The sequence below is a fragment of the Ardenticatena maritima genome (assembly GCF_001306175.1).
GTDB classification, from domain to species: domain Bacteria; phylum Chloroflexota; class Anaerolineae; order Ardenticatenales; family Ardenticatenaceae; genus Ardenticatena; species Ardenticatena maritima.
Window position 1 is genome coordinate 204251 of sequence record NZ_LGKN01000004.1, and the last position, 23279, is coordinate 227529.

Sequence of the window (23279 nt, forward strand, 5' to 3'; positions counted from 1 at the left end):
ATCGTGACGTGGTCGCTTGAACAGGCGCAGCAGGTCATCGGCTACACCTTTCGCCGACCCGACCTGCTGCGCACCGCCCTCACCCATCGGTCGTACCTCAATGAACATCCCGAAGAAACCGAAGATTACGAGCGTCTGGAATTTTTGGGCGACGCCGTGCTCGACCTGGTTGTCGCCGAGCATCTCTTCTACGCGCTCCCCGACTGGCCCGAAGGGGACTTGACGTTTTTGCGCGCCACGCTGGTGCGCACCGAACAACTGGCCGATTACGCCCGCCAACTCGGCTTGGGCGACATCCTGCGCCTGGGGCGCGGCGCGGAATTGAGCGGCGGGCGCAATCACACCGCCATCCTCGCCGATGCGTTTGAAGCCGTTGTCGGCGCGCTCTACCTGGACGGGGGGCTGGACGTGGTGCGCGATTGGGTGCTCGAACGCTTCATCGCCCCCACAGTCGAAGCCGCACGGCGCAGTGGGCGCACCCGCCGCGACCCCAAAAGCCGCCTGCAAGAAGCGGTGCAAGCCCGCTACAACATCACACCCCGCTACGCCATCATCGCCGAAAGCGGTCCTGAACACGACCGCCGTTTTACCGCCGAGGTGCGCATTGGCGATGAGGTATGGGGCGTCGGCGAAGGGCGCAGCAAACAGGAAGCCACGCTTGCCGCGGCGGAGGCGGCGCTGCGGCGGTTGGAAGAGGCATAAAAAACGCATGTGCAGATGCAAACGGGGCGAGCATTGGGCTCGCCCCGTTGTAATGTGGTCTGAACTCCGTGTTTAGCGGCGCGTGCGACGTATCACCAGCAATCCCCCCAATACGCCCAGGGCAATTGCCAATAACATGCGTGTGTCCACCCCCGCCTCAGAAATGAGTTCAACACTTTCAAGCGTCACGGCCGTCGGCGACGTCCCCGCATCCAGCGTGCCCAGGGTGAAATTGCTGCCCAGCAGGGAGACATCCACGCCCAGGAACTGCACCTGATCGCCGACGATGGCGGTGGCGGTGGCGATGTCGCTGAACGTCCCCGTTGTCCCGGTGCGCTTCAGCAGGCGGTAGTTGCTGACCGAACCCGCTGGGACTATGCCGCTCCCATTCATGCCGCCTTCGCTGAAGTCGAAGATGATGTCCACGGTGCAGGTGCCCGGGGTGGCGCAGTCCACGCCGGTGGTGTTGTCGGTGACATCGATGTAGAAGGAACGCGCCCAGCGCTGTGAGTTGGGGGCTGTCGCCCAGTCACCGGTGGTGGGCAGGTCGGTGGTGACGTTGCTGTTGGCAGCCACGTTGTGCCCGAAAAGCAGCCAGTCGCCGTCATCGTTGAGGAAGGAGCGGTCTACCACGATCATCCCGGCGGCGTGCGCCTGGGTGTGCTGATTGCCGCCAAATTGCCCAATGCCGGCTACGTTCAGGTCGAAATCGCCGTTGGCGTTGTCATCGCCGGCGTAGAGGTCGTTGGCGGAGAGGGCGATGCCGTACTTGGCGCTCAGGTAGTTTTCCACCAGGATACGTTCCGTATCGTTGAGGGCGGCGGAGAAGACGATGATTTCGGGAATTTGCCCATCGAAAAATTCGTCATTCTTGGTGATTGCGCGTCCAACGGCCGTTCCTCCGCTGGTGTCTACGTTTTGAGTGTTGATATTGATGGTGCCGATTGTGACGGAACCTTCATCATACACCAACACGTTGTTCGATGTCGCGCCGTTCAGCAAAACAGTGGATATGTTGTACTGCGCAGCGGTAAAAGGCACAGGATGGAAGTCGTTGCCTTCCCCGGCAAATCCATAGATATTCGACGGAGATAGGATAAGGCTCGCACGTCTTCCTATTTGCACCGATGAGGCGTTTTGCTCAAAAACATTCTGCCATTGGCCAGTAGTTGTGGTTTGCCAACTAGCAACATAAGTGAACGTATCATCCCCAGCAGCCAGGACGGCTGAAGAGGAGGCTAGGTAGTCAGATGTAGAGCGATTGAACTGGATGGCAGGTTGTCCGTTCTGGGCGCCGGTAACATAGTTCGGTTGTTGGGATGGAGTGGCCTGGGTGTATACGAGTCCGTTGCCGCTCTGGTCCTGCCAGCAGGCGACATCTGTGCCATTCGCGGCCGTCGTCGTGCAGCCGGTATCGGCAAAGACGCCCGCATCGGCCTTCAGCCACACTTCCAGCGTGCTGCTGCCATCGGTGATGCCCACGCTGCCGGGGCCGTTCCCGCCGCCCGCGCCGGGGGTGACGGCGGAGACTTCACGCACATACACATACAATGTGCGGGTGGTGTAACTGCCGGCATTGGCTGCGAAAGTCCAGTCGGGATGCGTGCCTGGGTTGTTACCAATGCCCAGGTCGTCTGCCGGACGAGCACCCACGTTATAATCCCACTGATTCCAGGCAAACACCGTCTGCCCGGCGCCATAATTGTGGACCTGCATGGAGCCGTAACAACTTTGGGGGTAATTTATTGCGTCAATTTTGTCATCGTAGTCATACGTGCTTGAACTTGCCCCTGGTAAATTCAGCGTGACATCTTCTATATAGCAATTGTGCCAGAACTCGATGTTGCCGGTGGTGATGTTGCTGCCGGTGGTCACGCCAGCCACGTTGCTGTCCACTGTCATGTTGCTCACCGTTTGCTGGAAACCGTTGGGATTGACGCTGATGACCGGCACGCCGGTCTGCTGCGCGTTTCCGCCAGTGAAGTCATCCATCGAAACCCACACCCACTGGCTGTCCAGTTCCAGGCAGTAACCCACCCGGTCATAAGCGCCAACGGTGGCGCTGTTGTCCACGCTGTAGGCGGGCATCGCACCGTTGTAATCCACATCGACCGGGATAGTCAACTGGTATACCAGGGAGTACAGCCCGGTTTCAGCGACGTTGGTTTCGCAGTTGTTGATTGCTGCTGGGGCAGACACACGATTCTCGGGCGGCGCGGCCAGTGTAACTGGCGCGGCGGCAACCACGAAAGCGACCACCATTACCAGCGCCAGGAGGGCGCGCAGCAGGCGGCTCAAAAAACTGGAAGATGAGGGTTTGTGATACATGAGATATTCCTTTCTTATCTGGTTGGAGTCAATTTCTCTACGAGCCGCCTATTGCGTATCCTGCCGCTCACGCATACAACATTAAACATGGGTTCAATTAATCACTTGCAAAATATTGCTATTTATTTTTTTATTAAAAGGAAGTAATCTATTATAACAAATATAAAATTCAAAATCAATAGGCTAAAAGTGCAAAAAATTTTCGGTTCCTCCTCTACAATTGTCGTACATAGGTCAAGTATTCTTAAAAATTTGTGTTTTCCTCGCTATAAAAACGTGCTCCTCCCCCCCCCTCTTGACAATCCCCCACATCTGGGGCAACCTTCGCGCACAATCCACACGGACAACGCGCGTCCAATTGGGACGAAGCTGTACCCCGCAACAGTCCAACCAGACCCAAACAACCAAGAAGGAGTAGCAGGATGCGAAAAACAGCACCACCACTCACAGAAGACCGTCAGGCGCTTGTGCCGCCATCCGCGCCCCTCGCCGAAAGCGACCCCGAAGCGTGGGACATCATCCTCGCCGAGCAAGCCCGCCAGCGGCGCGGACTCGAACTCATCGCCAGCGAAAACTACGTCAGCGCCGCCGTGTTGCGCGCCATGGGCTCGGTGCTCACCAACAAGTACGCCGAAGGCTACCCCGGTCGCCGCTACTACGGCGGCTGTGAAGTCGTAGACCGCGCCGAACGCCTGGCGCAGGAGCGCGCGAAACAACTCTTTGGCGCTGAGCATGTGAACGTTCAGCCCCACAGCGGCTCGCAAGCCAACGCCGCCGTCTACATGGCGGTGCTCAAACCAGGCGATACCATCCTGGGCATGCGCCTCGACCAGGGCGGCCATCTCACGCACGGTAGCCCCGTCAATTTCAGCGGGCAACTCTACAACGTCGTCTCGTATGGGGTCAACCCCGAAACCGAAACCATTGACTACGAGGAAATGGCGCGCCTGGCGCACGAACACAAACCGAAGATGATCGTCTGCGGCGCGTCCGCCTATCCCCGCATCATTGACTTCGAGCGCATCCGCGCCATCGCCGACGAAGTGGGGGCTTACGTCATGGCGGACATCGCCCACATTGCCGGGCTGGTCGCCGCCGGTCTGCACCCCTCGCCCATTCCACACTGCCACTTTGTCACAACCACCACGCACAAAACCCTGCGCGGGCCGCGCGGCGGCATGATTATGTGTCAGGCGGAATTCGCCAAAGCCATTGACAAAGCCGTCTTCCCCGGCGGGCAAGGCGGGCCACTCATGCATGTCATTCTCGCCAAAGCCGTTGCGTTCGGCGAAGCCCTGCGCCCCGAATTCAAAATCTACCAGCAGCAAATCGTGCGCAATGCCAAGCGGCTCGCCGAGAAACTCGCCGACGCCGGTTTGCGCATCGTCAGCGGGGGCACCGACAACCACCTCATGCTGGTAGACGTGCGCAGTGCGGGTATCACGGGGAAAGTGGCCGAAAACGCCCTTGGGCGTGTGCATATCACCGTCAACAAAAACATGATTCCCTTCGACCCCGAAAGCCCCTTCGTCACGAGCGGTATTCGCATCGGCACGCCCGCCGTCACCAGCCGCGGCATGACCGAAACCGAAATGGATTTCATTGCCGATTGGATTGCGCAGGTGCTCTTCAATCACGACAACGAAGAATTGCTCGCCGAGATTGCGGGGCAAGTCGAAGGGCTGTGCGAACGCTTCCCGCTTCCGGGTGTGGACGCCTAAGGGCAGCAGGAGGAAAACCGTGTCAGGACACGAGCCCTCTCAACTGGAAGAAGTCTTCGCCAATGCGGCGCGTAGAGCGCGATACCTTTATTTCGTTTTTGGCGTCGCCCTCGTCATCTACACACTGCTCGGCTTCGTGCTCAAATTCACAGGCATCCTGCCGCCCGATGGGGGCTTCGTCTTCCAACGTGGGGATTCCACAGCCACGTTGCTCGCCGTTGGCGCATCTGTTGCCAGCCTGGGAATTGCCGCCGTGGTGCTCCTCGTGCTCGCACCGCGTCGCTTGCGTGTTCCCACCGCCAACCGCGATCCCGAATTCATAAGCGCCGAACTGCAACAGCGCGCCCTGTTGACGCTCGCGCTCCTCGAAGCGCCCGCCATTCTCGGGCTCGTCGTCTTCCTGACAAGCGGCAACCTGGCTGTGCTGGGCTTGCTGGCAGGTGTCAGCGTGCTCTTGCTGCTGCTCACCTTTCCCAATGAAGCACGATGGCGCGAAGCCGCCCGCACCACTCACGAATAAGCGGCTCTTTGCGACTCTGATACGCGCGGCGCACGTTTACAGTGTGCCGCGCATTGCTTTGAGGCGGCGTTTGTCATCCCGACGGCTTGTCGTAGCCTATGCACACACCAACCAACACAACACCAAGGAGTGAGCAATCATGCGTCGTCGCCATGCCATTGCCTTCATTCTCTTGCTTGGGCTGGTCAGCCTCCTGGCGGACGTCACCTACGAAGGGGCGCGCAGCATCACGGGCCCCTACCTGGCTTTGCTGGGCGCGGGCGCCGGCATCGTGGGGCTTGTCGCCGGTGCGGGTGAACTGATTGGCTACGCATTGCGGCTTGTCTTTGGCGTGCTGGCCGACCGCACACGCCGCTACTGGGCGTTCACCATCGTCGGCTACGCTCTCAATTTGCTGGCGGTGCCCTTGCTGGCGCTCGCCAACTCGTGGGAAATCGCCGCCGCGCTCATCGTGCTGGAACGCACAGGCAAAGCCATTCGCGCCCCCGCCCGTGATACGCTTCTCTCGCACGCGACCGAACAAACCGGGCGCGGCTGGGGCTTTGGGTTGCACGAAGCCATGGACCAGATTGGCGCGCTGTTGGGGCCGCTTGTCGTGGCGGGGATTCTGGCGCGCATGGGCAACTACCGCCTGGCTTTTGCTGCCCTCGCCGTTCCCGCCGTGCTAGCCATGGTGGCGCTCTTCACCGCCCGCGCCCTCTACCCCGCCCCGGAAATGCTGGGGAAGAACCGCCCATCGGCGTCCACCACATCGCGCCGCCTGCTCCCGCGCACCTTCTGGCTCTATCTCATCGCCAGCGTCTTCATCGCCGCCGGCTACGCCGACTTCCCCCTGCTCGCCTTCCACTTTGAGCGCACGAACCTCATGCCCGCCACCTGGATTCCGCTCATGTACGCCGTCGCCATGGCAACCGACGCCATCACCGCGCTCATCTTCGGGCGCTTGTACGACCGCCTGGGCTTGCGCATTCTGGCGCTCTCTGTGGCGCTCAGCCTCTTCTTTGCGCCGCTGGTCTTCCTGGGGAACGTCGCCGTGGTCTTTGTGGGCGTTGTGTTGTGGGGCGTTGGGTTGGGCGCGCAAGAAAGCATCATGCGCGCCGCCGTCGCCGACCTGGTGCCCAGCGCACAGCGCGGCACGGCTTATGGGCTGTTCAACGCCGCGTATGGCTTCGCCTGGTTTGTGGGAAGCGCCATCATCGGGTTGCTCTATGAAAGCACGCTGTGGCTGGCGATTGCTTTTTCGGTGCTGGTGCAAATTGCTGCTATCATAACCCTGCAACTGGTGCGACCGAACGAGGCAACCGCATGAATCAGCAGCATTCACCACTCACGTTTGATGAATTTCAAACCTGGTTTCGGCACTATGATGACGTGCGCGGTCTCACCGACGACCCACCGCTGGCTGTGCTCGCGCGGCTGGTGGAAGAAGTGGGCGAAATTGCCCGCCACGTTCTGCGCCTGGAAGGGGAGAAACCGCTGGACGAGACCGCACGCGAAGCCGAACGCGCCGCACTGGCGCTTGAACTCGCCGACGCCTTCATTTTTCTGACCAAACTGGCCAACATCTACGCGATTGAGTGGACGCCCACCATTCACGCCGCCATGCAGAAAGCCGAACACCGTTTCGACGTGGAAGACGGACGCCGCGAAGCCCAACGCCGCCGGAGCGCGCGTACCCATCGGCGGGCAAAGGGCGAGTAGCCGAAAGGAGCACGCATGATGACCACCACCAACCACACCTGCCCATACGCCTGCACGTTCCTCACCACAAACGGCGTGCGCCTGCACACCATCATCGCCGGCCCTGAAAATGGCGCGCCTGTGGTGTTGCTGCACGGCTTCCCCGAATTCTGGTATGGCTGGCGGCATCAAATTCCAGTGCTGGCGGCGCACGGCTGCCGCGTCATCGTCCCCGACCAACGCGGCTACAACCTGAGCGACAAGCCGCCCCGCGTCGCCGACTACAACATGGACGCATTGAGCGACGACATGCTTGGCCTCCTCGACGCGTTGGGCTATGAGCGCGCCACCCTTGTCGGGCACGACTGGGGCGCCGCCGTCGCCTGGTGGACGGCGCTCCGCACACCGGAACGCCTGCATGCGCTGGTCATCCTGAATGTGCCCCATCCGGGCGTCATGCGGCGCTACGCGCGCCGTCATCTCTCGCAACTGCGCAAATCGTGGTACATGTTTTTCTTCCAAATCCCGCGGCTGCCTGAATGGCTCATCCGCATGCGTGGCTTTGCCGCCGGACGGCGCGCCCTGCTCACCACCAGCCGCCCCGGTGCATTCAGCCAGGAAGACATCGCGCGCTATGTGGAAGCGTGGCAACAACCCGGCGCACTCACCGCGATGATCAACTGGTATCGGGCGCTTTTTCGGCACCCGCCGCAGCGCCTTCCCCACGGGCCACGTGTGCGCGTTCCCACCCACATTCTGTGGGGCAAGCGCGACGCTTTTCTGGAACATGAAATGGCGTCGCTCAGCCGCGACCTGTGCGACCAGGGGCGGCTCACGTTCTTTGACGACGCAACGCACTGGCTGCAACACGAAGAACCCGACGCAGTCAATGAGGCGATTCTCGACATGGTACAGGCACACAAGGAGGCATGATGAGCACGCAGTACGAACAAGCCACACTTGGCGGGGGGTGTTTCTGGTGTCTGGAAGCCGTCTATCAAATGGTGCGCGGTGTTGAGCGTGTGGTGCCGGGCTATGCCGGCGGGCACGTGCCCAACCCCACCTACGAACAGGTTTGCACCGGCACAACCGGGCACGCCGAAGTGGTGCAAATCACCTACGACCCCACCGTCATCACGTATGCGGACCTGCTCGACATCTTCTGGCACATTCACGACCCCACCACACCCAACCGCCAGGGCAACGACATCGGGCCGCAATACCGTTCAATCATCCTCTACCACAATGAAGAGCAACGGCGCATCGCCGAAGCCTCCAAAGCCGCCGCCGAAGCCTCCGGGCTCTGGGGGAACCGCCCCTTTGTGACTGAGATTGTGCCGCTGACGGCATTCTACGAAGCCGAACCCTATCACCACAACTACTACCGCCGCAACCCTTCACAAGGCTATTGCCGCTACGTCATCGAACCCAAAATCGCCAAATTCATGCGCACCTACCGTGACCGTGTGAAGGAGGATTGAACATGCCCCTGCCGCCACCCGACGCCGTCGCCGTCTCGTCATGGTCGTGGCACGCCCCTTTTTATGAAGGGCGGCTCTACCTGCACGATGTCCCCCACGAAGCCGCACGGCTGGGGTTTCAGGCGGTCGAACTCAACGACTTCATGCTCGCGCCGCCCCGTTTTGGGCGCGTGCGCACGCTGCTCTTCAAACTGGCGCGTGCGGCGCTGCACACCCTGCGCCCCCCGGTGGAAACAGGCGCCCCCACGCCGCCGCCCGCCCGCCTGGCACAGGTGCAAAGCCTGCTGGCGGCGTTCAGCCACCGCCACACCCCCGCCATTCCCGATGAACTCATCCGCTACACGCACCAAAACCTTCGCCGTGTGCGTCAGGCGCTGGATGAAAGCGGTGTGCAATGCCTGGTCTGGACGGTGAACAGCGATTTTTGCACACCCGATACGGTGTGGGCGTGGCAAGAGCGCTACCTCCGCTGGGGGCTTGCCGCCGCGCAGATCCTCGGCGCAACACGTCTCCGCCTGACGCTGGGCGGCACGGCGGACGCTTCCCCCGACGTGGAAACGCGCGTTGTCGAACGGTTAGCGGCACTGGCGGCATACGCAGGCACGCATCATCCCACCTGCCAACTGGTGGTGGAAAACCATTGGGGCATCACCACCGAACCGGAGCGGCTGTTGCGCATCCTCGACCGCGCCCGCCAGCGCGCGGGTGTCGCCATTGGGCTTTGTTTCGACCCCGGCAACCTGCCGCCCGAAACGCGCGAAGAGGGATGGGCGCTGCTCGCCCCGCAGGCGGCACATCTGCACTTTAAAACGTTCGCCTTCGACGCCGACGGCAACGAAACCACCTTGCCCTACGACCGCATTTTGCCGCTGGTGGGGGCAACGTGCGAAACCGTGACGATCGAGTTTGAGGGAGACGGCGACGCGCATACGGGTATCATGCGCTCGCTGGCACTCTACAAGCGACTGGTGGTTGGTATGCAGGCATGAAGGCAGGTTCGCAAGATGAGCGCCACGCCTACTTTTTCACAGACACCACGTCAGGAACAGCCTTTGCTGGTTGTGCGCCCCCGCTTTGTGCCCGATGTGGTCATTGCTTCGACCTTACCTTTGGCGATTTTTCTCACGCTGTGGGGCGGTGGTTTTTGCGGCGGTTTTTTCTACGTTCTCTTTGACAAGCAAGACGTCAATACGCCCACCTGGTTCCCATTTGTGGCCTGCGCGCTGAGTACCTTCTTCGGCTTGCCGCTGCTGGTACTCATTGGCACGCAACGCATGTACGCGCGCACCGAATACCGTTTCTACCGCGACCGTCTGGAATTTGAGGAAGGGTTTTGGACGATTGAAAAGAAGATGATTCCCTACAACCGGATTACTGAAATCACTTTGAAAGAAGGCGTGATGCAGCGGCGTTATGGGTTGGGCACGATTGAACTGCTCACAGCCGGCACGGCAACACGTCCACAGCAAAGCGGCATCGAACTGCGCGACATTCCAAACCCAAGCGAGGTGTACGAGCAGGTGAAAGCGCTCATCCACACCACCTGAAAAGCATATCAAGGCGTCCGAGAGAGCGAGAACGACGATGTTTGAATGGCGCACACTCGATGATGAACCCACACCCCCTCCACCGCCGCCCACCCAACCGACACAGCGGCGCTTCGTTCTGGTGCTGGCGCTTCTGTTGCTCGTCGCCGGCATCTCCATTCTCGTGTGGACGCTCTACCAGCGTCAACAAGCACGGTTGATAGCGGACATTCAAACCACCATGCGCGCGCTCGACGCCGCCGCCAACACGCGCCGCACCGAAACACTTCTGCACCATCTCGACCCGACCGCGCCGCTGGGCTGGCACGCCGCCCGTATTGACGATTTCGTCAAACTCGAAACGGTTTGGCGCACCACAACCGTTGAAAACGCCACGTGGCTCAGCCGCGACCGAGTGCTTGCAGATGTGCGCACCATCTACACCACGCAGCCCCCACAAGCCACCCCCCTGCTGACGACAACCCAGCGCCTGGGTATGCGCCTCATCAACCAGACGTGGCGCGTCAGTCCCATTCCTGAGCAAGCATGGGGTGAACCGACCATCGAAACCACGCCGCACTTTCGCATTCTCTACCGCGACGCCGATACCGACCTTGCCCGCCTGCTGGCTGTAAATGTGGAAATGCTGGCGGCGACTGTGCGCACCTCTGTCGGCGACCCCATGTCCGCGTTGGCCAATGAGCGGCTCTCGATCATTCTCACCACCGACCAAAACGGGCTTCAACCCGCCTTGCGGCAATCGGTTTTTGATAACCAATTGGTGCTGACATCACCAGTGTTGCTGGAACGGTATGACGACCGTGCACCAGAACATCTTGCGCAGGAAATCATCCTCTGGTGGCTTGCCATGCACGCCATCCAAAACCGCACACCCGACCTGTTTGACCGCACCGCTACCAGCCTTTTCACACCTGCCCGCCAGGGCGTTTTGCTCTGGTTGGCGGAACGAAGCGGCTTGTTTCCCAACGACCCATTGCTCGCGGCATACCAACGCATCGCCTGTACGGTAGAATGGCCTGCCTTGACCGAACGGGCGCGCGCTTCGCAAAGTTCGCCCTATCATGCCGTTGCGCTTCCGGGGTTCAATGCTGAAGCAGACAAGCATGTGGCGCATGCTTACGTTCTGGTAGATGTTCTCGCGCAGAAGGGGGTATCAGCGGGGGATCTACTCACAGCAACATACCAACAGCCGACGTGGGAACTTGTCGCGGCGCATCTTCCCACGCCCATCTCGCTGAGCGAACTCGACCGGGAGCGCATCCGTTGGCGACAAACAGCGTGCGCGGCGACTACCACTGCACCGTAACCGGCGTGCCGATGTCCGCCCATTCCCACAACATGCGGGCGTGCTCGTCAGTCAAGGCGATACAGCCATACGTGACACGTGTGCCAATGTAGCCTTCCCACATTTTCCAGCCGTCATCGCTCACCGGAAGCCCGTGAATGCCATTTTCAATCGGTCCCACCCAGTAGATACCCAGCCAGTAGGGCATCCAGAGCCGCCAAACGTTGCTACGCGCATTGAGAATTTTGCTCTGCACGCGGTACTCGCCGGGGACGGTCGGGCGTCGCGGTTCGCCGGTGCTCGCCTTCCACGACCATTTCAGTTTGCCATTTTCGTACACATACATGCGTTGCTCGCTGATATCCACCACAATGCGCTTTTCCCACACCGGCTCCAATGACGGCAACCCAGCCACAGTTGTCTGCCCCGGTTGCGACGACGGCGCTCCCGGCTCAACGGCGGCGCGTGCCGCACGCCCCGGCTGTGCCAGCCGCGCGCGGTGGAAGGCTAATTGGGCGGCGGCTTGCGTGGTTTTGGCGGTTTCAGCACGCGCGAGCATCACGGTGTCGAGCATCACCGCCGTGTCCAGATACGCGGGGTCGAGTTGATAGAGCGGCCACAGGTGCTCAAACGCGGTTTGCCAATCGCGTGCGCGAAACGCCTCACGTCCGGCGAAATAGGTGCGTAAGGCTTCGTATTCGCGCACAACGCCCACTTCGTCGGGGTGCAATGCGACCGCTTTTTCGAGATAGGGGAGCGCCTGTTCAGGCTGAGACGCCCGCAACGCTTCTGTGGCCAGCGTCAGGTATTCCTGCGTCAGCCAGTCGCGCAAGCGCGTATCATCCGGCGCAAGGGCGACAGCCTGTTCAAGGAAAGCGGCGGCGGCGACATGATCGCCGGCATCCCACGCCTGCCGCGCCTGCCGCACAGAAGCCACCAAGGGGTCTTCCGGCTTGGGTGCCAGCCCGAACCACGCACCCACGCCAAGCAGGCTCGCAACCACAATCGCGAGAGCCAGCGCCCACAGCCGCCACATAGGACGCCAAAGGCGTGGTGTGCGCCAGAGAGCACGCCGCGCGGCTTTCACCGCCGGGTGCGCAGGGTCAAGCGCTGTGGCGCGGGCAAGCGCCTTGTGTGCGGCATCCGGCGAAGGGGCGGCGCGGGCATAGAGGCAGAGGGCTTCGATATCGTGGGGATTGCGTGCAAGCAAGCGCACCGCACAACGGCGCGCCGTATCGAGGTCGCCACGGGCGTATGCGGCTTCGCCCTCTGCAAGCCACTGGTCCAGCACGCCACTCTGCGATTGTGGGAAGGGGACGTGCATTGTTGTCATATGCTGAGTATACCACCGCCCCGCTTCGTGAAGCAATGCCTGGGCAGGCTCGCCCGTTGGCTACACACAAGATGCGTGTTCAACGATGACGGTAGGCTCTACGCCCAAACGCCAAGACGCCCCCAGCCAACACCACTAGCCCCAAGAGAAGGGGAGAAAATGGTGAAGAGGCGGGTTGTCCATTAAATTCAACAAGATCAATAGCGGTAGGTCCGCCAATACGCACTTCTATATCGTCAATCCCGAATTCATCACGACTTCCTGAGCCAGCAACATCATCACTTTTCCATTGCAAGTAAATAAACGCCCCAGGAGCAAGGTTCACACCATTCAGTGTTGTGGCAAATGATTGTGATTGCCATGCGGGTGATACATCAGCTGCCTGAGGTGTGGTGAACGTAAAAATCGGCCCTGTATAAGAAACATCATCCAAGGAGTAATAAAAATCCAGAGAAGAACTGCGATTTTGATCGTTATAATACCAAACTTTATAGGCTACATAGAGATTACTAATGGTATTCCCTGTAGTATTTTGCAGTTTCAAGGTGATATCACCTGGCGTGAAATCATTGCCTGTGGGTTGAACACCCAAGATTATGTTGCCACCACCTACATCGAAGGCATAAATGCCACCAGTAGTGACACTACCAGTTGAAGAGCCGCGGGCAAAATCACCATTCGTCAAAGTATCCCCAAAACTCGGTGACGAATTATCACTCAACCCTGTGACCCGCCAAAGGTCTGAATCAAGCTGCCCAGATGTTGGATTAGGTGCAAAGCCAGCCCCCGTAAAACCGGTGAAATCAATGGGCGTCACTGCCGCTAGGACAGGGGCACCCATGAGCAACAAGAAAACGATCATCAAAAAGAGCGCGACTCGTTTCATTGTATACCCCTCTTTATTTTCTAATCGTGCCTCTGGGCTTCCCTCCACTAAGAGGCAACCACATTCCAAAAGCATGTTGAGCGCGTGAACCTCAACTCGACTACCGGGTGCGCCACTTGCAAGAGCGCCAAACGTTCCAGCAGGACCGGCACACGGCGCTCATCAGTCATCACCACAACAACAGCGGCGCTCAACGCAGCCAGCGCTTGCCCCAAGGGGAGAGGATTCGCAGCCACATGCGGGGCTTGGACAAGCTTATAGACGCCACGCAAAGGTGCGGAATGTGGGCGTGGTGCAAATGGGGCTTGTGTAGGATTGTGAAACGGCGTGGCATACGCTATCCACCGATCGCCCTCGGGCATGAGCGCGACAAGGTCGTCATTGAGAATCTCCGCCAGCCCGCTTTCGTGCGACAGCCGCGCAACGGTTGTTTTGCCCGTGCCAGATGGTCCCAGAAAGAGATACGCTTGCCCTTTGCGCACCAACCCTGCGCCATGCAGCAAGAGACCGCCCCGCTCAACAAGCATGATGGCAAAGAGTGCACGAATGAGATACACAAGGTTGTAGCGCGGCAAATGCGCGGTTGCATGCAAAAAAACATGTCGTCGAGACCAATCGCTTTGGACACGATAGAGCGAATGGTCAAATGTCACCCCCCCCTGGGCGTCAAAAGAGAAGCGAGGTGAGTCCTCCCATTGTGGAAGCGGCGGCAACGCGGGGTCAAGCGTAATGAGCAAACGCGCTTGGGGGGTGGCATGGCTTTATAGGCGGCATACCGCGCCGCTACCCACTCGACCACCTCGCGATGGGGTGAGGCGATTTCAAGGTGGGTGTTGGCAATCGAGATGGTGACGGCATGCGGGGGAGCAGTGGGAAGAGGTGGGGCATGGGATTGAGAAACATGCATCGTCATTCTAGCAACTCCGTCTCTGACTGACGTTCGCGAAGCGTCGAAGCAACAATGCCGAGGCTCAACAAAATCAAAACGGCGCCCAAGAAAGGTTGCACGCGCGCCCACAAGGGCTGTTCAACCGTCACAGGAATAACTTCAACAGGTGTGCGCGCTCCACTTGTTTCGACTTCTTCGAGCTGATAGTAATACGTCCGGCCAGGAATGAGACCGGTGTCCGTGTAAACGTATTCACCACCGGTATGGCGCGCAGGCGAGGCAGGGATGAGCCGCTCATTCACCTGCTCAAAAGGGCCTTCTTCGCTGGTGCTACGATAGAGGTTGTAGCCCGCCGTTTGCACTTCGGAGGCTGTTTTCCAACGCAATGTAACGTCGGTTGGGTTTTCCTGCGATGAGAAGACGAGAATGAGACCGGCAATTGCCATCAAAAGTGCGCCGGCGATGCCGACAAGTTGTTGTGTCCGGTGGTTGGTCATCGTTTTCCTGCGAGGGTTTGTTGACGAAAAGAGCATAGTCGGAATACGCCAACTCGTCAATTGATTGCCGAGGGCAAAACAAAAACCCGGCGGGCTATGAAAACCAGCCGGGTTTTGCATTGCGCGCGGCCACACGTCAAGACCGAAGCAGGCTGAGGTATTTGGCGCCGCCATCAGGCAAGACGGTGACGACAACCCCTTCTTCCAACTGGCGCGCCACTTGCAAAGCGGCATACACGGCGGCACCGGCGCTGAACCCCACAAACCAGCCCTCTTCACGCGCCAGGCGCATGGTGGTTTCATACGCATCCGCCGGCGAGACATAGCGCGTCTCATCCACGACGCTCGGATCGTAAATGCCCGGCACAATGGCTGTTTCAAGGTGCTTCAACCCCTCAATCACAGCCAACTCGTCTTCAGGTTCAACAGCAATGACGCGCACATTGGGGTTCACACGGCGCAAAAAGCGCGCTGTGCCCACCAGCGTGCCACTCGTGCCGACGCCCGCCACAAAGTGGGTAATGCGCCCACCCGTCTGCGCCCAAATTTCAGGGCCTGTGTGGCAAAAGTGCGCCCGCCAGTTGGCTGGGTTGTTGTACTGGTCGGCGTAGTAGTACCGCTCCGGATTTTGCGCCACAATCTCACGCACCAGGCGAATCGCGCCGTCCGACCCTTCGAGCGGGTCGCTGAAAATCAACTCCGCACCATACGCCTGCAAAATGCGCTTGCGTTCTTCGCTGACATTCTCCGGCATCACCAGCGTGACCCGATACCCTTTCACCGCGCCAATCCAGGCATAGGCAATGCCGGTGTTGCCGCTGGTGCTGTCAATCAAAATTTTGTCCGGCGTCAGGTCGCCGCTCCGTTCGGCGCTTTCGATGATATGCAACGCGGCACGGTCCTTGACCGACCCGCCCGGATTGAACCATTCGGCTTTGGCGTACACCTCCACCGACGGCGGCAAATCAGCGGCCAGGTGGTGCAAGCGCAGCAACGGCGTTTCGCCAACATGATCGAGAATACTCACCGGTTGTTGTAAATGCACCCCGCGACGGGCGACATCGCGAAACGCCGTGCAACTATCCTCAAGCAAAATTGTCTCCGGCAACGGTTGCCGCGCGACCATTAGTGCACCTCGACAGGTTGAGCGCTTTCTTCTTCATCGTGGCGCGGGAACGGAACGCCGCAAAACTCTTCATAGTCAATCAATTCGGTAATGGTGGGCTCTTCACCACAGACCGGGCATTTGGGGTTCTTGCGCAAACGCACCTGGTGGAATTGCCCTGCCAGTGCATCGTAGAGCAGCAAACGCCCGATGAGCGGTTCGCCAATCCCCAGAATGAGTTTGATGGCTTCCATTGCCTGCAAACTGCCGATAATGCCCGGCAGAACCCCCAGCACACCCCCTTCCGCGCATGATGGCACTTCGCCCGGCGGCGGCGGTGTGGGGAAGAGACACCGATAGCACGGGCCTTCATCGGCTTTGAAAACCGTCACTTGCCCCTCGAATTGGAAAATCGAACCGTCCACCAGCGGCTTCCCCGCCATGACGCAAGCATCATTGACCAGATAGCGCGTCGGGAAGTTGTCCGACCCATTCACCACAATGTCGTAGTCCTTGATGATGTCCATGATGTTTTCGCTGGTCAGCGGTTCACGATAGGGCACAACCTTCACATCCGGGTTGATGGACGCAATCGTCTCAGCCGCCGACTCAACCTTGGGACGCCCAATGTCATCCACGCCGTGCAAAATCTGGCGCTGCAAGTTGCTCAAATCCACCACGTCGAAATCCACAATCCCCAGCGTCCCGACGCCGGCCGCCGCCAGGTAGAGCGCCGCCGGCGACCCTAATCCGCCGGCGCCAACAAGCAACACCTTAGCGTCGAGCAACTTCCACTGGCCTTCTTCGCCCACTTCCGGAATCAGAATGTGGCGCGAATAACGAATGCGCTGCTCAGGTGAAAAGATACGCGGCAGGTCAAACTTCAAGCCCTGGCTCTTCCAGGCGCCAAAGCCACCCGCCAACGAAAAGACATTCTTGTAGCCCATTTCTTTGAGCGTCTTCGCAGCAAACGCCGAACGCACACCCCCCGCGCAGTAGAGCACAATCGGCGCTTCGCGGTCAGGTTCAACTTCTTCAATGCGCCATTCAAGATGCCCGCGCGGAATGAATTTGGCGCCGGGAATGTACCCTTGTTCAAATTCATCCAACTCGCGCACGTCAATCAGGCGAATCGGCTCGCCGCGTTCCAGCCATTCGCGCAATGTTGAGACGTTGATTTCCTGAATTTCTTGCTTGACGCGTTGCAAAAATTGCTCGCGTGTCAATCGGTCACTCACGGTACCCTCCTGTTTTTTTCAAACAATGTGAACACCACGCGAGCGGACGCCTTTGGCCGCTTTTCGATTCTTACCGCCCACCGGCCATCGCCGGGATGATGCTCACTTCATCATTTTCACTCAAAGGTGTTTCTTCGCCCTGCAAAGCACGAATTTCTTCGCCGTTGACGAACACGTTGATGAAACGCTTGATTTCACCACGTTCTTCATCCACAAGGCGGGCTTTCACACCCGGATACTGCGCTTCCAGCGCCTCCACCAAATCGCGAATGGTGCTGGCTTGCACTTCCACACGCGCCTGCCCACCAGTCAGACGCCGCAAGGGAGTTGGAACATACACAATTGCCATCGCTTTCTTCCTCCTTATTGCCGGTTTTTGTTATTTTGGCAGGGGCCGCGTGTTGCCGCCCCCCAATTCGCACGTATGTAGGTTATGGCTTTTCAATGGGCGCCCGAACCAGGTTGCCCCATTCCGTCCATGAACCGTCATAGTTGCGGACATTCTCGAAGCCCAGCAGATACTTCAACACAAACCATGTATGGCTGCTGCGCTCGCCAATGCGGCAGTAGGCAATCGTCTCCTTGTTCGGGTCAAGCCCTTGTTCCTCGATGTAAATCTTGCGCAATTCTTCGGCGCTTTTGAACGTCCCGTCCGGGTTCACCGCCCGCGACCAGGGGATGTTTTTGGCTTTGGGAATGTGCCCCCCACGCAAAGCACCCTCTTGCGGGTAGTCGGGCATGTGCAGTTTTTCGCCGGTGTATTCCTGGGGTGAGCGCACATCCACCAACTGCGCGTCATCGCGTTCGATGAATTGGTGCACATATTGGCGGAAGACGCGCCACGGTTCATCGTTGCGTTGCGGAACCTTGTAGTCCGTCGGCGGATAAGAAGGCACTTCGCGCGTCAAGGGGCGTCCTTCTTCAATCCACTTTTGACGCCCACCGTCCATGATTTTGGCGTTGGTGTGCCCAAACAGTTGGAACACCCAAAAGGCGTAGCACGCCCACCAGTTGTTCTTATCGCCGTAGAAGACCACAAGCGTATCGTTGCTGATGCCTTTCTCGCGCATCAAATTCGCAAATTGCTCTTCCGTCAGGTAATCGCGAATGACGGGGTGCTGCAAATCGGTGTGCCAGTCAATTTTGACAGCGCCGGGAATGTGCCCCATATCGTAGAGCAGCACATCTTCATCGCTCTCCACGATGCGCACATTGGGGTCGTCCAGATGTTGGGCTACCCACTCAGTTGAAACAAGCACATCCGGCACAGCATATCCGCGTTCTTCAATTTGCTTCTCGGCCATACGTTTGCCTCCTGTCTGCGTTTGGTTGGCTCTCTCCGTCATACAGTCCCACTTCACGTGGGCTGTCCCCACGGCACAATGCGCCCAGGGCAACAAGATGGGGCTTCATTGCACCGTGGGGACAACACAGCAGTGTGTGGCTTGACATGCAAAAAGGCCGACGGTGGCTTGGGCAATATGCCCCACTCTCCGAAGAGAGTGCGCCCCAACAGTTAGCCACTCCTCTCGCGAGAAGTGTCGAACTGCGGGAGCGTTAGCCGCCGTCGGCCTCGAAAGGCGAACCGGCGTTCGTCAGGCGGTGGCTAACGCCCCCGCCTGATACAGATGCATCTCTGGTTGGTGTAGAAGGCTTGTGTCTTGTTCATCATGGCTCAAAGTATGACCAAAACAAGCGTCTTTGTCAACTTTTCACCATTCCATGCCCGGCCCAAAGCCCAGCAAACCGGGGTCTTCCATCATGCTGGGGTCCCACGGTTCGGGCAGCACTTCCACATGCACCTCACGGTCCGGCACAACCTGCGCGATTTTTTCCTTGGCTTGCTGAACCAGCCAGGGCGCATAGGGGCAGAATGGCGTTGTCAGCAGCATGTGCATCTCAACGCGATTCTCTTCCACCAGAATATGCTTGATCAGCCCCAATGTCACCAGGTCAAGCCCGATTTCCGGGTCTACCACCTGGCGCAAGTTTTCGCGGATGGCTTCCGCCAATTGCTCCGGCGTCACCTGGGATGTGTTTTGTGACTGTTCTTGTTCGTTGCGGGTTTCTTCACTCATTTTGGATGCTCCTTTCAGGCATACGCTTCCTTACACTTTCACTTGAATCTCATCATCAACAATGCGGACTTCATAGGTGTTGACGGGCACAACCGCCGGAAAGCGCAGAACTTGCCCGGTGCGAACGTCAAAACGGGCGCCGTGGCGCGGGCATTCGATGGCACAGCCGTACAATTCCCCTTCGCCAAGCGGACCACCGTCATGCGTGCAGATGTCATCAATGGCGAAAATACCATCTTCACAATGGGCGATTGCCAAACGTTTCGAGCCCACATGCACCACTTTGGCATGCCCCAGTGGAACATCGGCAACTTTGGCAACTGTCACGAATTCACTCATGGTGTATGACTCCATTGGGTTAGTTCCACTCATCTTCTTCGCCAGGCCAGGTTGTCAATCCGTACAGCCCGGCTTTCAGTACCTTCAGGCTCAACAAGGCGCACTTGATACGCGCCGGCGTCAGGGTTTCCATGCCCAGTTGTTCCAGCAAATCCTCTTTGCTCAACTGGCGCACCTCTTCGATACTCTTGCCTTTGACCATCTCCGACAAAATCGAAGCGGACGCCTGGCTAATGGTGCACCCTTCACCATCCCACTTGATGTCGGCGATGTGGTCATCTTCCAGTTTGATGTCCATGTGAATGCGGTCCCCGCATACGGGGTTGTGTTCCTCGTGTGAGATGTCCGCGTTCGGCAACTTCCCTTTGTTGCGCGGATGTCGGTAATGGTCGAGAATAAATTCGCGGTAGAAGTCGAGCATCGTTGGTCACTCCTCTTCGCATCTTTCCTACGCAAACACCTTCCGAACCACATGCAACGCTTCGACCAGGCGGTCAATCTCTTCGCGCGTTGTGTAGACGTAGAAACTGGCGCGCGTGGTCGCAGGGACGTTGTAGCGCTGCATGAGCGGTTGCGCGCAATGGTGCCCCGCACGGACCGCCACCCCTTCCGCATCCAGAATCGAGGCGATATCGTGCGGGTGAACACCGTCCAACACGAACGCCGCCACACCGCCCTTGTCAGCCGCTTTGCGTGGCCCCAGCAAGCGCAAGCCGGGCACCTCGCTCAGGGCTTCCAGCGCATACTCCGTGATTTCGATTTCGTGCGCACGCACGTTTTCCATGCCCAATTCGCTCAAAAAGTCCACCGCCGCGCCAAACCCAATGGCTTCGGCGATAGCGGGCGTACCGGCTTCAAACTTGTGGGGCAAATCCGCCCAGGTGGAGCGTTCCAGCGAGACAAAGGCAATCATGTCGCCGCCACCCATGTAGGGGGGCATGGCTTCCAACAATTCACGGCGCGCCCACAGCGCCCCGATACCGGTTGGACCAGCCATTTTGTGCGCGCTGAACGCCAGAAAATCAATATCCAGCGCTTGGACATCCACCGGCATATGCGGCACGCTCTGCGCCCCATCCACCAGCACCAACGCCCCAACAGCGTGTGCTTTTGCCGTCATCTCGGCGATGGGGTTGATTGTGCCCAGCACATTGCTCATGTGTGTGACAGCCACGAGCTTGACGCGCTCATCCAGCAAGCGGTCGAAGGCGTCCATGTCAAGATACCCTTCGTCCGTCACCGGAACGGCGCGCAACTCAAAGCCGATCTGGTCGCGCAAGATTTGCCACGGCACAATGTTGGAATGGTGCTCCATCTCGGTAATCAGGACGGCGTCATTGGGGGTCAGGTTGGCACGCCCCCACGTTGCCGCCACCAGGTTGATGGCTTCGGTGGCATTGCGCGTGTAGATGAGTTCGCGCGGGCTACGCGCATTGATAAAGCGCGCAATACGTTTGCGGGCACCTTCATACGCCGCCGTGGCTTCTTCGCTGAGCGTGTGCACCCCACGATGCACATTCGCATTGTATTCGCGATAATAGCGGTCCATGGCGTCAATCACAGCCAGCGGCTTCTGCGAAGTTGCCGCACTGTCGAGATAGACGAGCGGCTTGCCGTGCACCTGACGTTGTAAAATCGGGAATTGTTGACGAATAGCTTCAATGTCGTACATAGTTCTTGCCTGCCTATTCACTTGACTACCGTTCTTGGCGAAATTGCGCCCAATCGGTTTCATCGGCTTCGGTCTCTTTGTTCAACGATGTGCGCAACGCAAGACGCAAGGTGTACAAAGGCAACATGACACACCGCAAACGAGCGGACACCACATCCTCGCCAAACCACGCCGCAAAATCTCGGCTGTCCATCGCCAGCACTTCGTCAACGCGCTTTCCCTGGACCAGTTCAGCCAGGAGCGATGCCGCTGCCTGGCTAATGGTACACCCTTCACCTTCCCAGGTCATACGCGCCAAACGCTGATTGGCGTCATCGAGCACAACAAACACACTCACACGGTCGCCACACGATGGGTTGTGCCCCTGCATGACGATAGGCGCCTCATGCAGGCGCTCGCGAAAACGCGGACGCTCAAAATGGTCGAGAATGCATTCGAGTTGCTCTTGTCGGTTCATGGGCATGCGGTATCTGCTTGTTTGCCGGTTGCGCTATGATACCGCTATCCCCGCCAAAAGTCGAACAGGGACGCCTGCGCGGCGTCCCTGTGGTGTGCAAGCACTCTTAGGCGTTTTCCATCCGCTCGTGAATGACCGTTTTGAGACGGTCGCGCACGGTGCGCAACGGGATACGGTCAATCACTGGTGCAAAGAAACCGTCCACAATCAAGTTAGTGGCTTCCTTGCGCGGAATACCGCGCGCCATCAGGTAGAAGAGTTCTTCTTCGTCCAGCTGGCTGATGGTTGCACCGTGGGTACAACGCACGTCGTTGGCTTCGATTTCCAGCATGGGAATGCTGTCGGCGTGCGCCTGCGGGCTGAGCACAAGGTTGCGGTTGGCCTGGTAGGCGTCGGTTTGTTGGGCGCCCTTTTCCACCTTGATCAACCCGCGATAGACGGTGTGGGCGTTCCCCAGGAGAGCGCCCTTGTAGAGCAAGTCGCTACTGCAATGGGTGGCGATGTGGCGCTGCAACGTGTGGTTCGCCATGTATTGCTCGCCCGTCGGGAAGTAAATCCCGTTCAGGTACGCCATACCGCCGTCGCCTTCCAGCCAGACTTCGGTTTCAAAGCGAGTGAGCGAGCCACCCAACTGACCACTGCTCCAATTCACAACCGTGTTGCGCCCCATGCGCGCACGCTGTGAGGCGAGGTGATAGACGTTGTTCCCCCAGTTTTGCACGTTGAGGTAGTTCACCTGCGCGTTATCGCCCGCCAAAATCTCCACCGCGCCTGTAACGAAGGAGACGCCGGGCAGGTCATTGCTCAGGTACTCGTCGAGTACCGTGACCGCGCTGTTGGCTTCGGCCACGACCAGCACGTGGGGGAAGACCAACGTGCCGGCTTCATCCAACCAGTGCACCAGCTGAATAGGCTTCTCCAACGCAACATTCTTGGGCACAAAGACCACAAACCCACCGCTCAGCAGCGCGGTGTGCAGCGCCTTGAATTTACCTTCATCGGCGCGCACAATTTGCGCCAGGTAGGGTTCCAGCAAGTCGCCATGTTCGCGCACCGCAGTCAGCAAGTCGGCAACGATGACGCCCTGCTCGCGCAAGTCGTCATTCACGTCAGCAAACACCAAGCCGCCTTCGCGGCGCACCAACAACGCCGAGCGGCGGTCGGCTTCGCGCAGAATGCCTTGCAACTTTTCGGGCAGGTCTGTTGTCGCCGCAACGGCTTCGCTCTCCGGCGAGACCAGGTGCAGGCTCTGCACGGTCTTCACCAGCAAATCGGTATCAATTTTGCGCCATTCTTCATCTTTCTGGTTGCTCGGCCAGGGGGTATCCAAAAAGAGCCGCCAAGCGTCTAACCGGCGCTGGCGCAGCCAATCGGGCTCGCCAAAACGCGCACTCAACGCTTCGACGGCTTCGCGGCTCAATGCCTCGAAAGCCAGCGTTTTCTCAGTCACGGTTTCGTCCTCCACATGTCCAAAATTCTCGCCCCTTGGGCGGGCGTCATTGTCATTTCACAGGAAGAGGG

Annotated in this window: 25 protein-coding genes; 10 read left to right on the forward strand and 15 right to left on the reverse strand. The window is 59.0% G+C overall.

The features are described 5' to 3' along the window. Positions 1 to 3 precede the first annotated feature (3 nt). Positions 4 to 702 (forward strand): ribonuclease III, encoded by a 699-nt coding sequence (gene rnc / locus SE16_RS05705; protein ID WP_200907281.1) that lies wholly within the window; start codon positions 4 to 6, stop codon positions 700 to 702. Between the two features lie 72 nt (positions 703 to 774). Here the strand turns inward: rnc and SE16_RS05710 are convergent, their stop codons facing one another. Beyond that, on the reverse strand, positions 775 to 3030 hold the full coding sequence (locus SE16_RS05710; protein ID WP_054493062.1) for a hypothetical protein: 2256 nt from the start codon (positions 3028 to 3030) through the stop codon (positions 775 to 777). A 422-nt stretch (positions 3031 to 3452) separates the two neighbouring features. Between SE16_RS05710 and SE16_RS05715 the strand changes: the two genes are divergently transcribed. The 9 genes from SE16_RS05715 (at position 3453) to SE16_RS05755 (ending at position 11285) form a co-directional block, all read left to right on the forward strand. Further along, complete coding sequence (locus SE16_RS05715) at positions 3453 to 4751, forward strand: serine hydroxymethyltransferase (protein WP_082374353.1); 1299 nt, start codon at positions 3453 to 3455, stop codon at positions 4749 to 4751. A 19-nt stretch (positions 4752 to 4770) separates the two neighbouring features. Then, on the forward strand, positions 4771 to 5271 hold the full coding sequence (locus SE16_RS05720) for a hypothetical protein (RefSeq protein ID WP_054493650.1): 501 nt from the start codon (positions 4771 to 4773) through the stop codon (positions 5269 to 5271). 139 nt (positions 5272 to 5410) lie between these two features. Further along, positions 5411 to 6580 (forward strand): MFS transporter, encoded by a 1170-nt coding sequence (locus SE16_RS05725; RefSeq protein WP_060687337.1) that lies wholly within the window; start codon positions 5411 to 5413, stop codon positions 6578 to 6580. Beyond that, positions 6577 to 6972: a MazG nucleotide pyrophosphohydrolase domain-containing protein gene (locus tag SE16_RS05730; RefSeq protein WP_054493119.1), complete on the forward strand. Its 396-nt coding sequence runs from the start codon at positions 6577 to 6579 to the stop codon at positions 6970 to 6972. The genes SE16_RS05725 and SE16_RS05730 overlap by 4 nt, the downstream gene beginning before the upstream one ends. Positions 6973 to 6990: 18 nt before the next feature. After that, positions 6991 to 7884 (forward strand): alpha/beta fold hydrolase, encoded by an 894-nt coding sequence (locus tag SE16_RS05735; RefSeq protein WP_054493118.1) that lies wholly within the window; start codon positions 6991 to 6993, stop codon positions 7882 to 7884. Beyond that, on the forward strand, positions 7884 to 8432 hold the full coding sequence (gene msrA, locus SE16_RS05740; protein ID WP_054493117.1) for a peptide-methionine (S)-S-oxide reductase MsrA: 549 nt from the start codon (positions 7884 to 7886) through the stop codon (positions 8430 to 8432). The genes SE16_RS05735 and msrA overlap by 1 nt, the downstream gene beginning before the upstream one ends. Positions 8433 to 8434: 2 nt before the next feature. Continuing rightward, the gene (locus SE16_RS05745) at positions 8435 to 9421 is read left to right on the forward strand and encodes a sugar phosphate isomerase/epimerase family protein (protein WP_060687339.1); all 987 of its coding nucleotides are present in this window, start codon (positions 8435 to 8437) and stop codon (positions 9419 to 9421) included. A gap of 15 nt (positions 9422 to 9436) precedes the next feature. Beyond that, entirely contained in the window at positions 9437 to 9979 is a 543-nt protein-coding gene (locus tag SE16_RS05750) for a PH domain-containing protein (RefSeq protein ID WP_054494171.1), read from the forward strand. A gap of 37 nt (positions 9980 to 10016) precedes the next feature. Then, the gene (locus SE16_RS05755) at positions 10017 to 11285 is read left to right on the forward strand and encodes a hypothetical protein (RefSeq protein ID WP_054494170.1); all 1269 of its coding nucleotides are present in this window, start codon (positions 10017 to 10019) and stop codon (positions 11283 to 11285) included. On the opposite strand, the gene SE16_RS05760 is transcribed toward SE16_RS05755, so the two are convergent. From SE16_RS05760 to sufD, 14 genes are all read right to left on the reverse strand, one after another. After that, positions 11269 to 12597 (reverse strand): L,D-transpeptidase family protein, encoded by a 1329-nt coding sequence (locus tag SE16_RS05760; protein WP_054494169.1) that lies wholly within the window; start codon positions 12595 to 12597, stop codon positions 11269 to 11271. The two genes, SE16_RS05755 and SE16_RS05760, sit on opposite strands and share 17 nt — an antisense overlap. A gap of 79 nt (positions 12598 to 12676) precedes the next feature. Further along, positions 12677 to 13483 carry a hypothetical protein gene (locus SE16_RS15730; RefSeq protein WP_152918233.1) on the reverse strand — a complete coding sequence of 269 codons (807 nt, stop codon included), beginning with the start codon at positions 13481 to 13483 and terminating at the stop codon, positions 12677 to 12679. 47 nt (positions 13484 to 13530) lie between these two features. Next, a complete protein-coding gene (locus SE16_RS05765; protein WP_161804514.1) occupies positions 13531 to 14220 on the reverse strand; it encodes a P-loop NTPase family protein in 690 nt (229 codons plus the stop codon). Positions 14221 to 14392: 172 nt separating this feature from the next. Further along, positions 14393 to 14869 (reverse strand): hypothetical protein, encoded by a 477-nt coding sequence (locus tag SE16_RS05770; RefSeq protein ID WP_054494167.1) that lies wholly within the window; start codon positions 14867 to 14869, stop codon positions 14393 to 14395. A gap of 136 nt (positions 14870 to 15005) precedes the next feature. Continuing rightward, positions 15006 to 15995 carry a PLP-dependent cysteine synthase family protein gene (locus SE16_RS05775; protein ID WP_082374461.1) on the reverse strand — a complete coding sequence of 330 codons (990 nt, stop codon included), beginning with the start codon at positions 15993 to 15995 and terminating at the stop codon, positions 15006 to 15008. Then, positions 15995 to 17212 (reverse strand): molybdopterin-synthase adenylyltransferase MoeB, encoded by a 1218-nt coding sequence (gene moeB / locus SE16_RS05780; RefSeq protein WP_152918231.1) that lies wholly within the window; start codon positions 17210 to 17212, stop codon positions 15995 to 15997. The genes SE16_RS05775 and moeB overlap by 1 nt, the downstream gene beginning before the upstream one ends. A 70-nt stretch (positions 17213 to 17282) precedes the next feature. Beyond that, complete coding sequence (locus SE16_RS05785) at positions 17283 to 17561, reverse strand: ubiquitin-like small modifier protein 1 (protein WP_054494166.1); 279 nt, start codon at positions 17559 to 17561, stop codon at positions 17283 to 17285. An 82-nt stretch (positions 17562 to 17643) separates the two neighbouring features. After that, a complete protein-coding gene (locus tag SE16_RS05790) occupies positions 17644 to 18516 on the reverse strand; it encodes a sulfurtransferase (RefSeq protein ID WP_054494165.1) in 873 nt (290 codons plus the stop codon). A gap of 408 nt (positions 18517 to 18924) precedes the next feature. Next, positions 18925 to 19290 carry a metal-sulfur cluster assembly factor gene (locus SE16_RS05795; protein WP_054494164.1) on the reverse strand — a complete coding sequence of 122 codons (366 nt, stop codon included), beginning with the start codon at positions 19288 to 19290 and terminating at the stop codon, positions 18925 to 18927. A 30-nt stretch (positions 19291 to 19320) separates the two neighbouring features. Next, entirely contained in the window at positions 19321 to 19629 is a 309-nt protein-coding gene (locus tag SE16_RS05800; protein WP_054494163.1) for a non-heme iron oxygenase ferredoxin subunit, read from the reverse strand. Positions 19630 to 19648: 19 nt separating this feature from the next. After that, complete coding sequence (gene sufU, locus SE16_RS05805) at positions 19649 to 20050, reverse strand: Fe-S cluster assembly sulfur transfer protein SufU (RefSeq protein WP_054494162.1); 402 nt, start codon at positions 20048 to 20050, stop codon at positions 19649 to 19651. A gap of 27 nt (positions 20051 to 20077) precedes the next feature. Further along, positions 20078 to 21301 (reverse strand): cysteine desulfurase, encoded by a 1224-nt coding sequence (locus SE16_RS05810; protein ID WP_054494161.1) that lies wholly within the window; start codon positions 21299 to 21301, stop codon positions 20078 to 20080. Positions 21302 to 21326: 25 nt separating this feature from the next. Next, the gene (locus tag SE16_RS05815) at positions 21327 to 21758 is read right to left on the reverse strand and encodes an iron-sulfur cluster assembly scaffold protein (RefSeq protein ID WP_161804515.1); all 432 of its coding nucleotides are present in this window, start codon (positions 21756 to 21758) and stop codon (positions 21327 to 21329) included. 106 nt (positions 21759 to 21864) lie between these two features. Beyond that, complete coding sequence (gene sufD / locus SE16_RS05820; RefSeq protein WP_160317053.1) at positions 21865 to 23208, reverse strand: Fe-S cluster assembly protein SufD; 1344 nt, start codon at positions 23206 to 23208, stop codon at positions 21865 to 21867. Positions 23209 to 23279 lie beyond the last annotated feature (71 nt).

Excerpts from the sequence above, each read along its gene's own strand:
- SE16_RS05710 (WP_054493062.1), bottom strand. The coding sequence starts at position 3,030 with ATGTATCACAAACCCTCATCTTCCAGTTTTTTGAGCCGCCTGCTGCGC.
- SE16_RS05715 (WP_082374353.1), top strand. The coding sequence starts at position 3,453 with ATGCGAAAAACAGCACCACCACTCACAGAAGACCGTCAGGCGCTTGTG.
- SE16_RS05725 (WP_060687337.1), top strand. The coding sequence starts at position 5,411 with ATGCGTCGTCGCCATGCCATTGCCTTCATTCTCTTGCTTGGGCTGGTC.
- SE16_RS05730 (WP_054493119.1), top strand. The coding sequence starts at position 6,577 with ATGAATCAGCAGCATTCACCACTCACGTTTGATGAATTTCAAACCTGG.
- SE16_RS05735 (WP_054493118.1), top strand. The coding sequence starts at position 6,991 with ATGACCACCACCAACCACACCTGCCCATACGCCTGCACGTTCCTCACC.
- msrA (WP_054493117.1), top strand. The coding sequence starts at position 7,884 with ATGAGCACGCAGTACGAACAAGCCACACTTGGCGGGGGGTGTTTCTGG.
- SE16_RS05745 (WP_060687339.1), top strand. The coding sequence starts at position 8,435 with ATGCCCCTGCCGCCACCCGACGCCGTCGCCGTCTCGTCATGGTCGTGG.
- SE16_RS05750 (WP_054494171.1), top strand. The coding sequence starts at position 9,437 with ATGAGCGCCACGCCTACTTTTTCACAGACACCACGTCAGGAACAGCCT.
- SE16_RS05755 (WP_054494170.1), top strand. The coding sequence starts at position 10,017 with ATGTTTGAATGGCGCACACTCGATGATGAACCCACACCCCCTCCACCG.
- SE16_RS05760 (WP_054494169.1), bottom strand. The coding sequence starts at position 12,597 with ATGACAACAATGCACGTCCCCTTCCCACAATCGCAGAGTGGCGTGCTG.
- SE16_RS15730 (WP_152918233.1), bottom strand. The coding sequence starts at position 13,483 with ATGAAACGAGTCGCGCTCTTTTTGATGATCGTTTTCTTGTTGCTCATG.
- SE16_RS05770 (WP_054494167.1), bottom strand. The coding sequence starts at position 14,869 with ATGACCAACCACCGGACACAACAACTTGTCGGCATCGCCGGCGCACTT.
- SE16_RS05775 (WP_082374461.1), bottom strand. The coding sequence starts at position 15,995 with ATGGTCGCGCGGCAACCGTTGCCGGAGACAATTTTGCTTGAGGATAGT.
- SE16_RS05785 (WP_054494166.1), bottom strand. The coding sequence starts at position 17,561 with ATGGCAATTGTGTATGTTCCAACTCCCTTGCGGCGTCTGACTGGTGGG.
- SE16_RS05790 (WP_054494165.1), bottom strand. The coding sequence starts at position 18,516 with ATGGCCGAGAAGCAAATTGAAGAACGCGGATATGCTGTGCCGGATGTG.
- SE16_RS05795 (WP_054494164.1), bottom strand. The coding sequence starts at position 19,290 with ATGAGTGAAGAAACCCGCAACGAACAAGAACAGTCACAAAACACATCC.
- SE16_RS05800 (WP_054494163.1), bottom strand. The coding sequence starts at position 19,629 with ATGAGTGAATTCGTGACAGTTGCCAAAGTTGCCGATGTTCCACTGGGG.
- sufU (WP_054494162.1), bottom strand. The coding sequence starts at position 20,050 with ATGCTCGACTTCTACCGCGAATTTATTCTCGACCATTACCGACATCCG.
- SE16_RS05810 (WP_054494161.1), bottom strand. The coding sequence starts at position 21,301 with ATGTACGACATTGAAGCTATTCGTCAACAATTCCCGATTTTACAACGT.
- SE16_RS05815 (WP_161804515.1), bottom strand. The coding sequence starts at position 21,758 with ATGAACCGACAAGAGCAACTCGAATGCATTCTCGACCATTTTGAGCGT.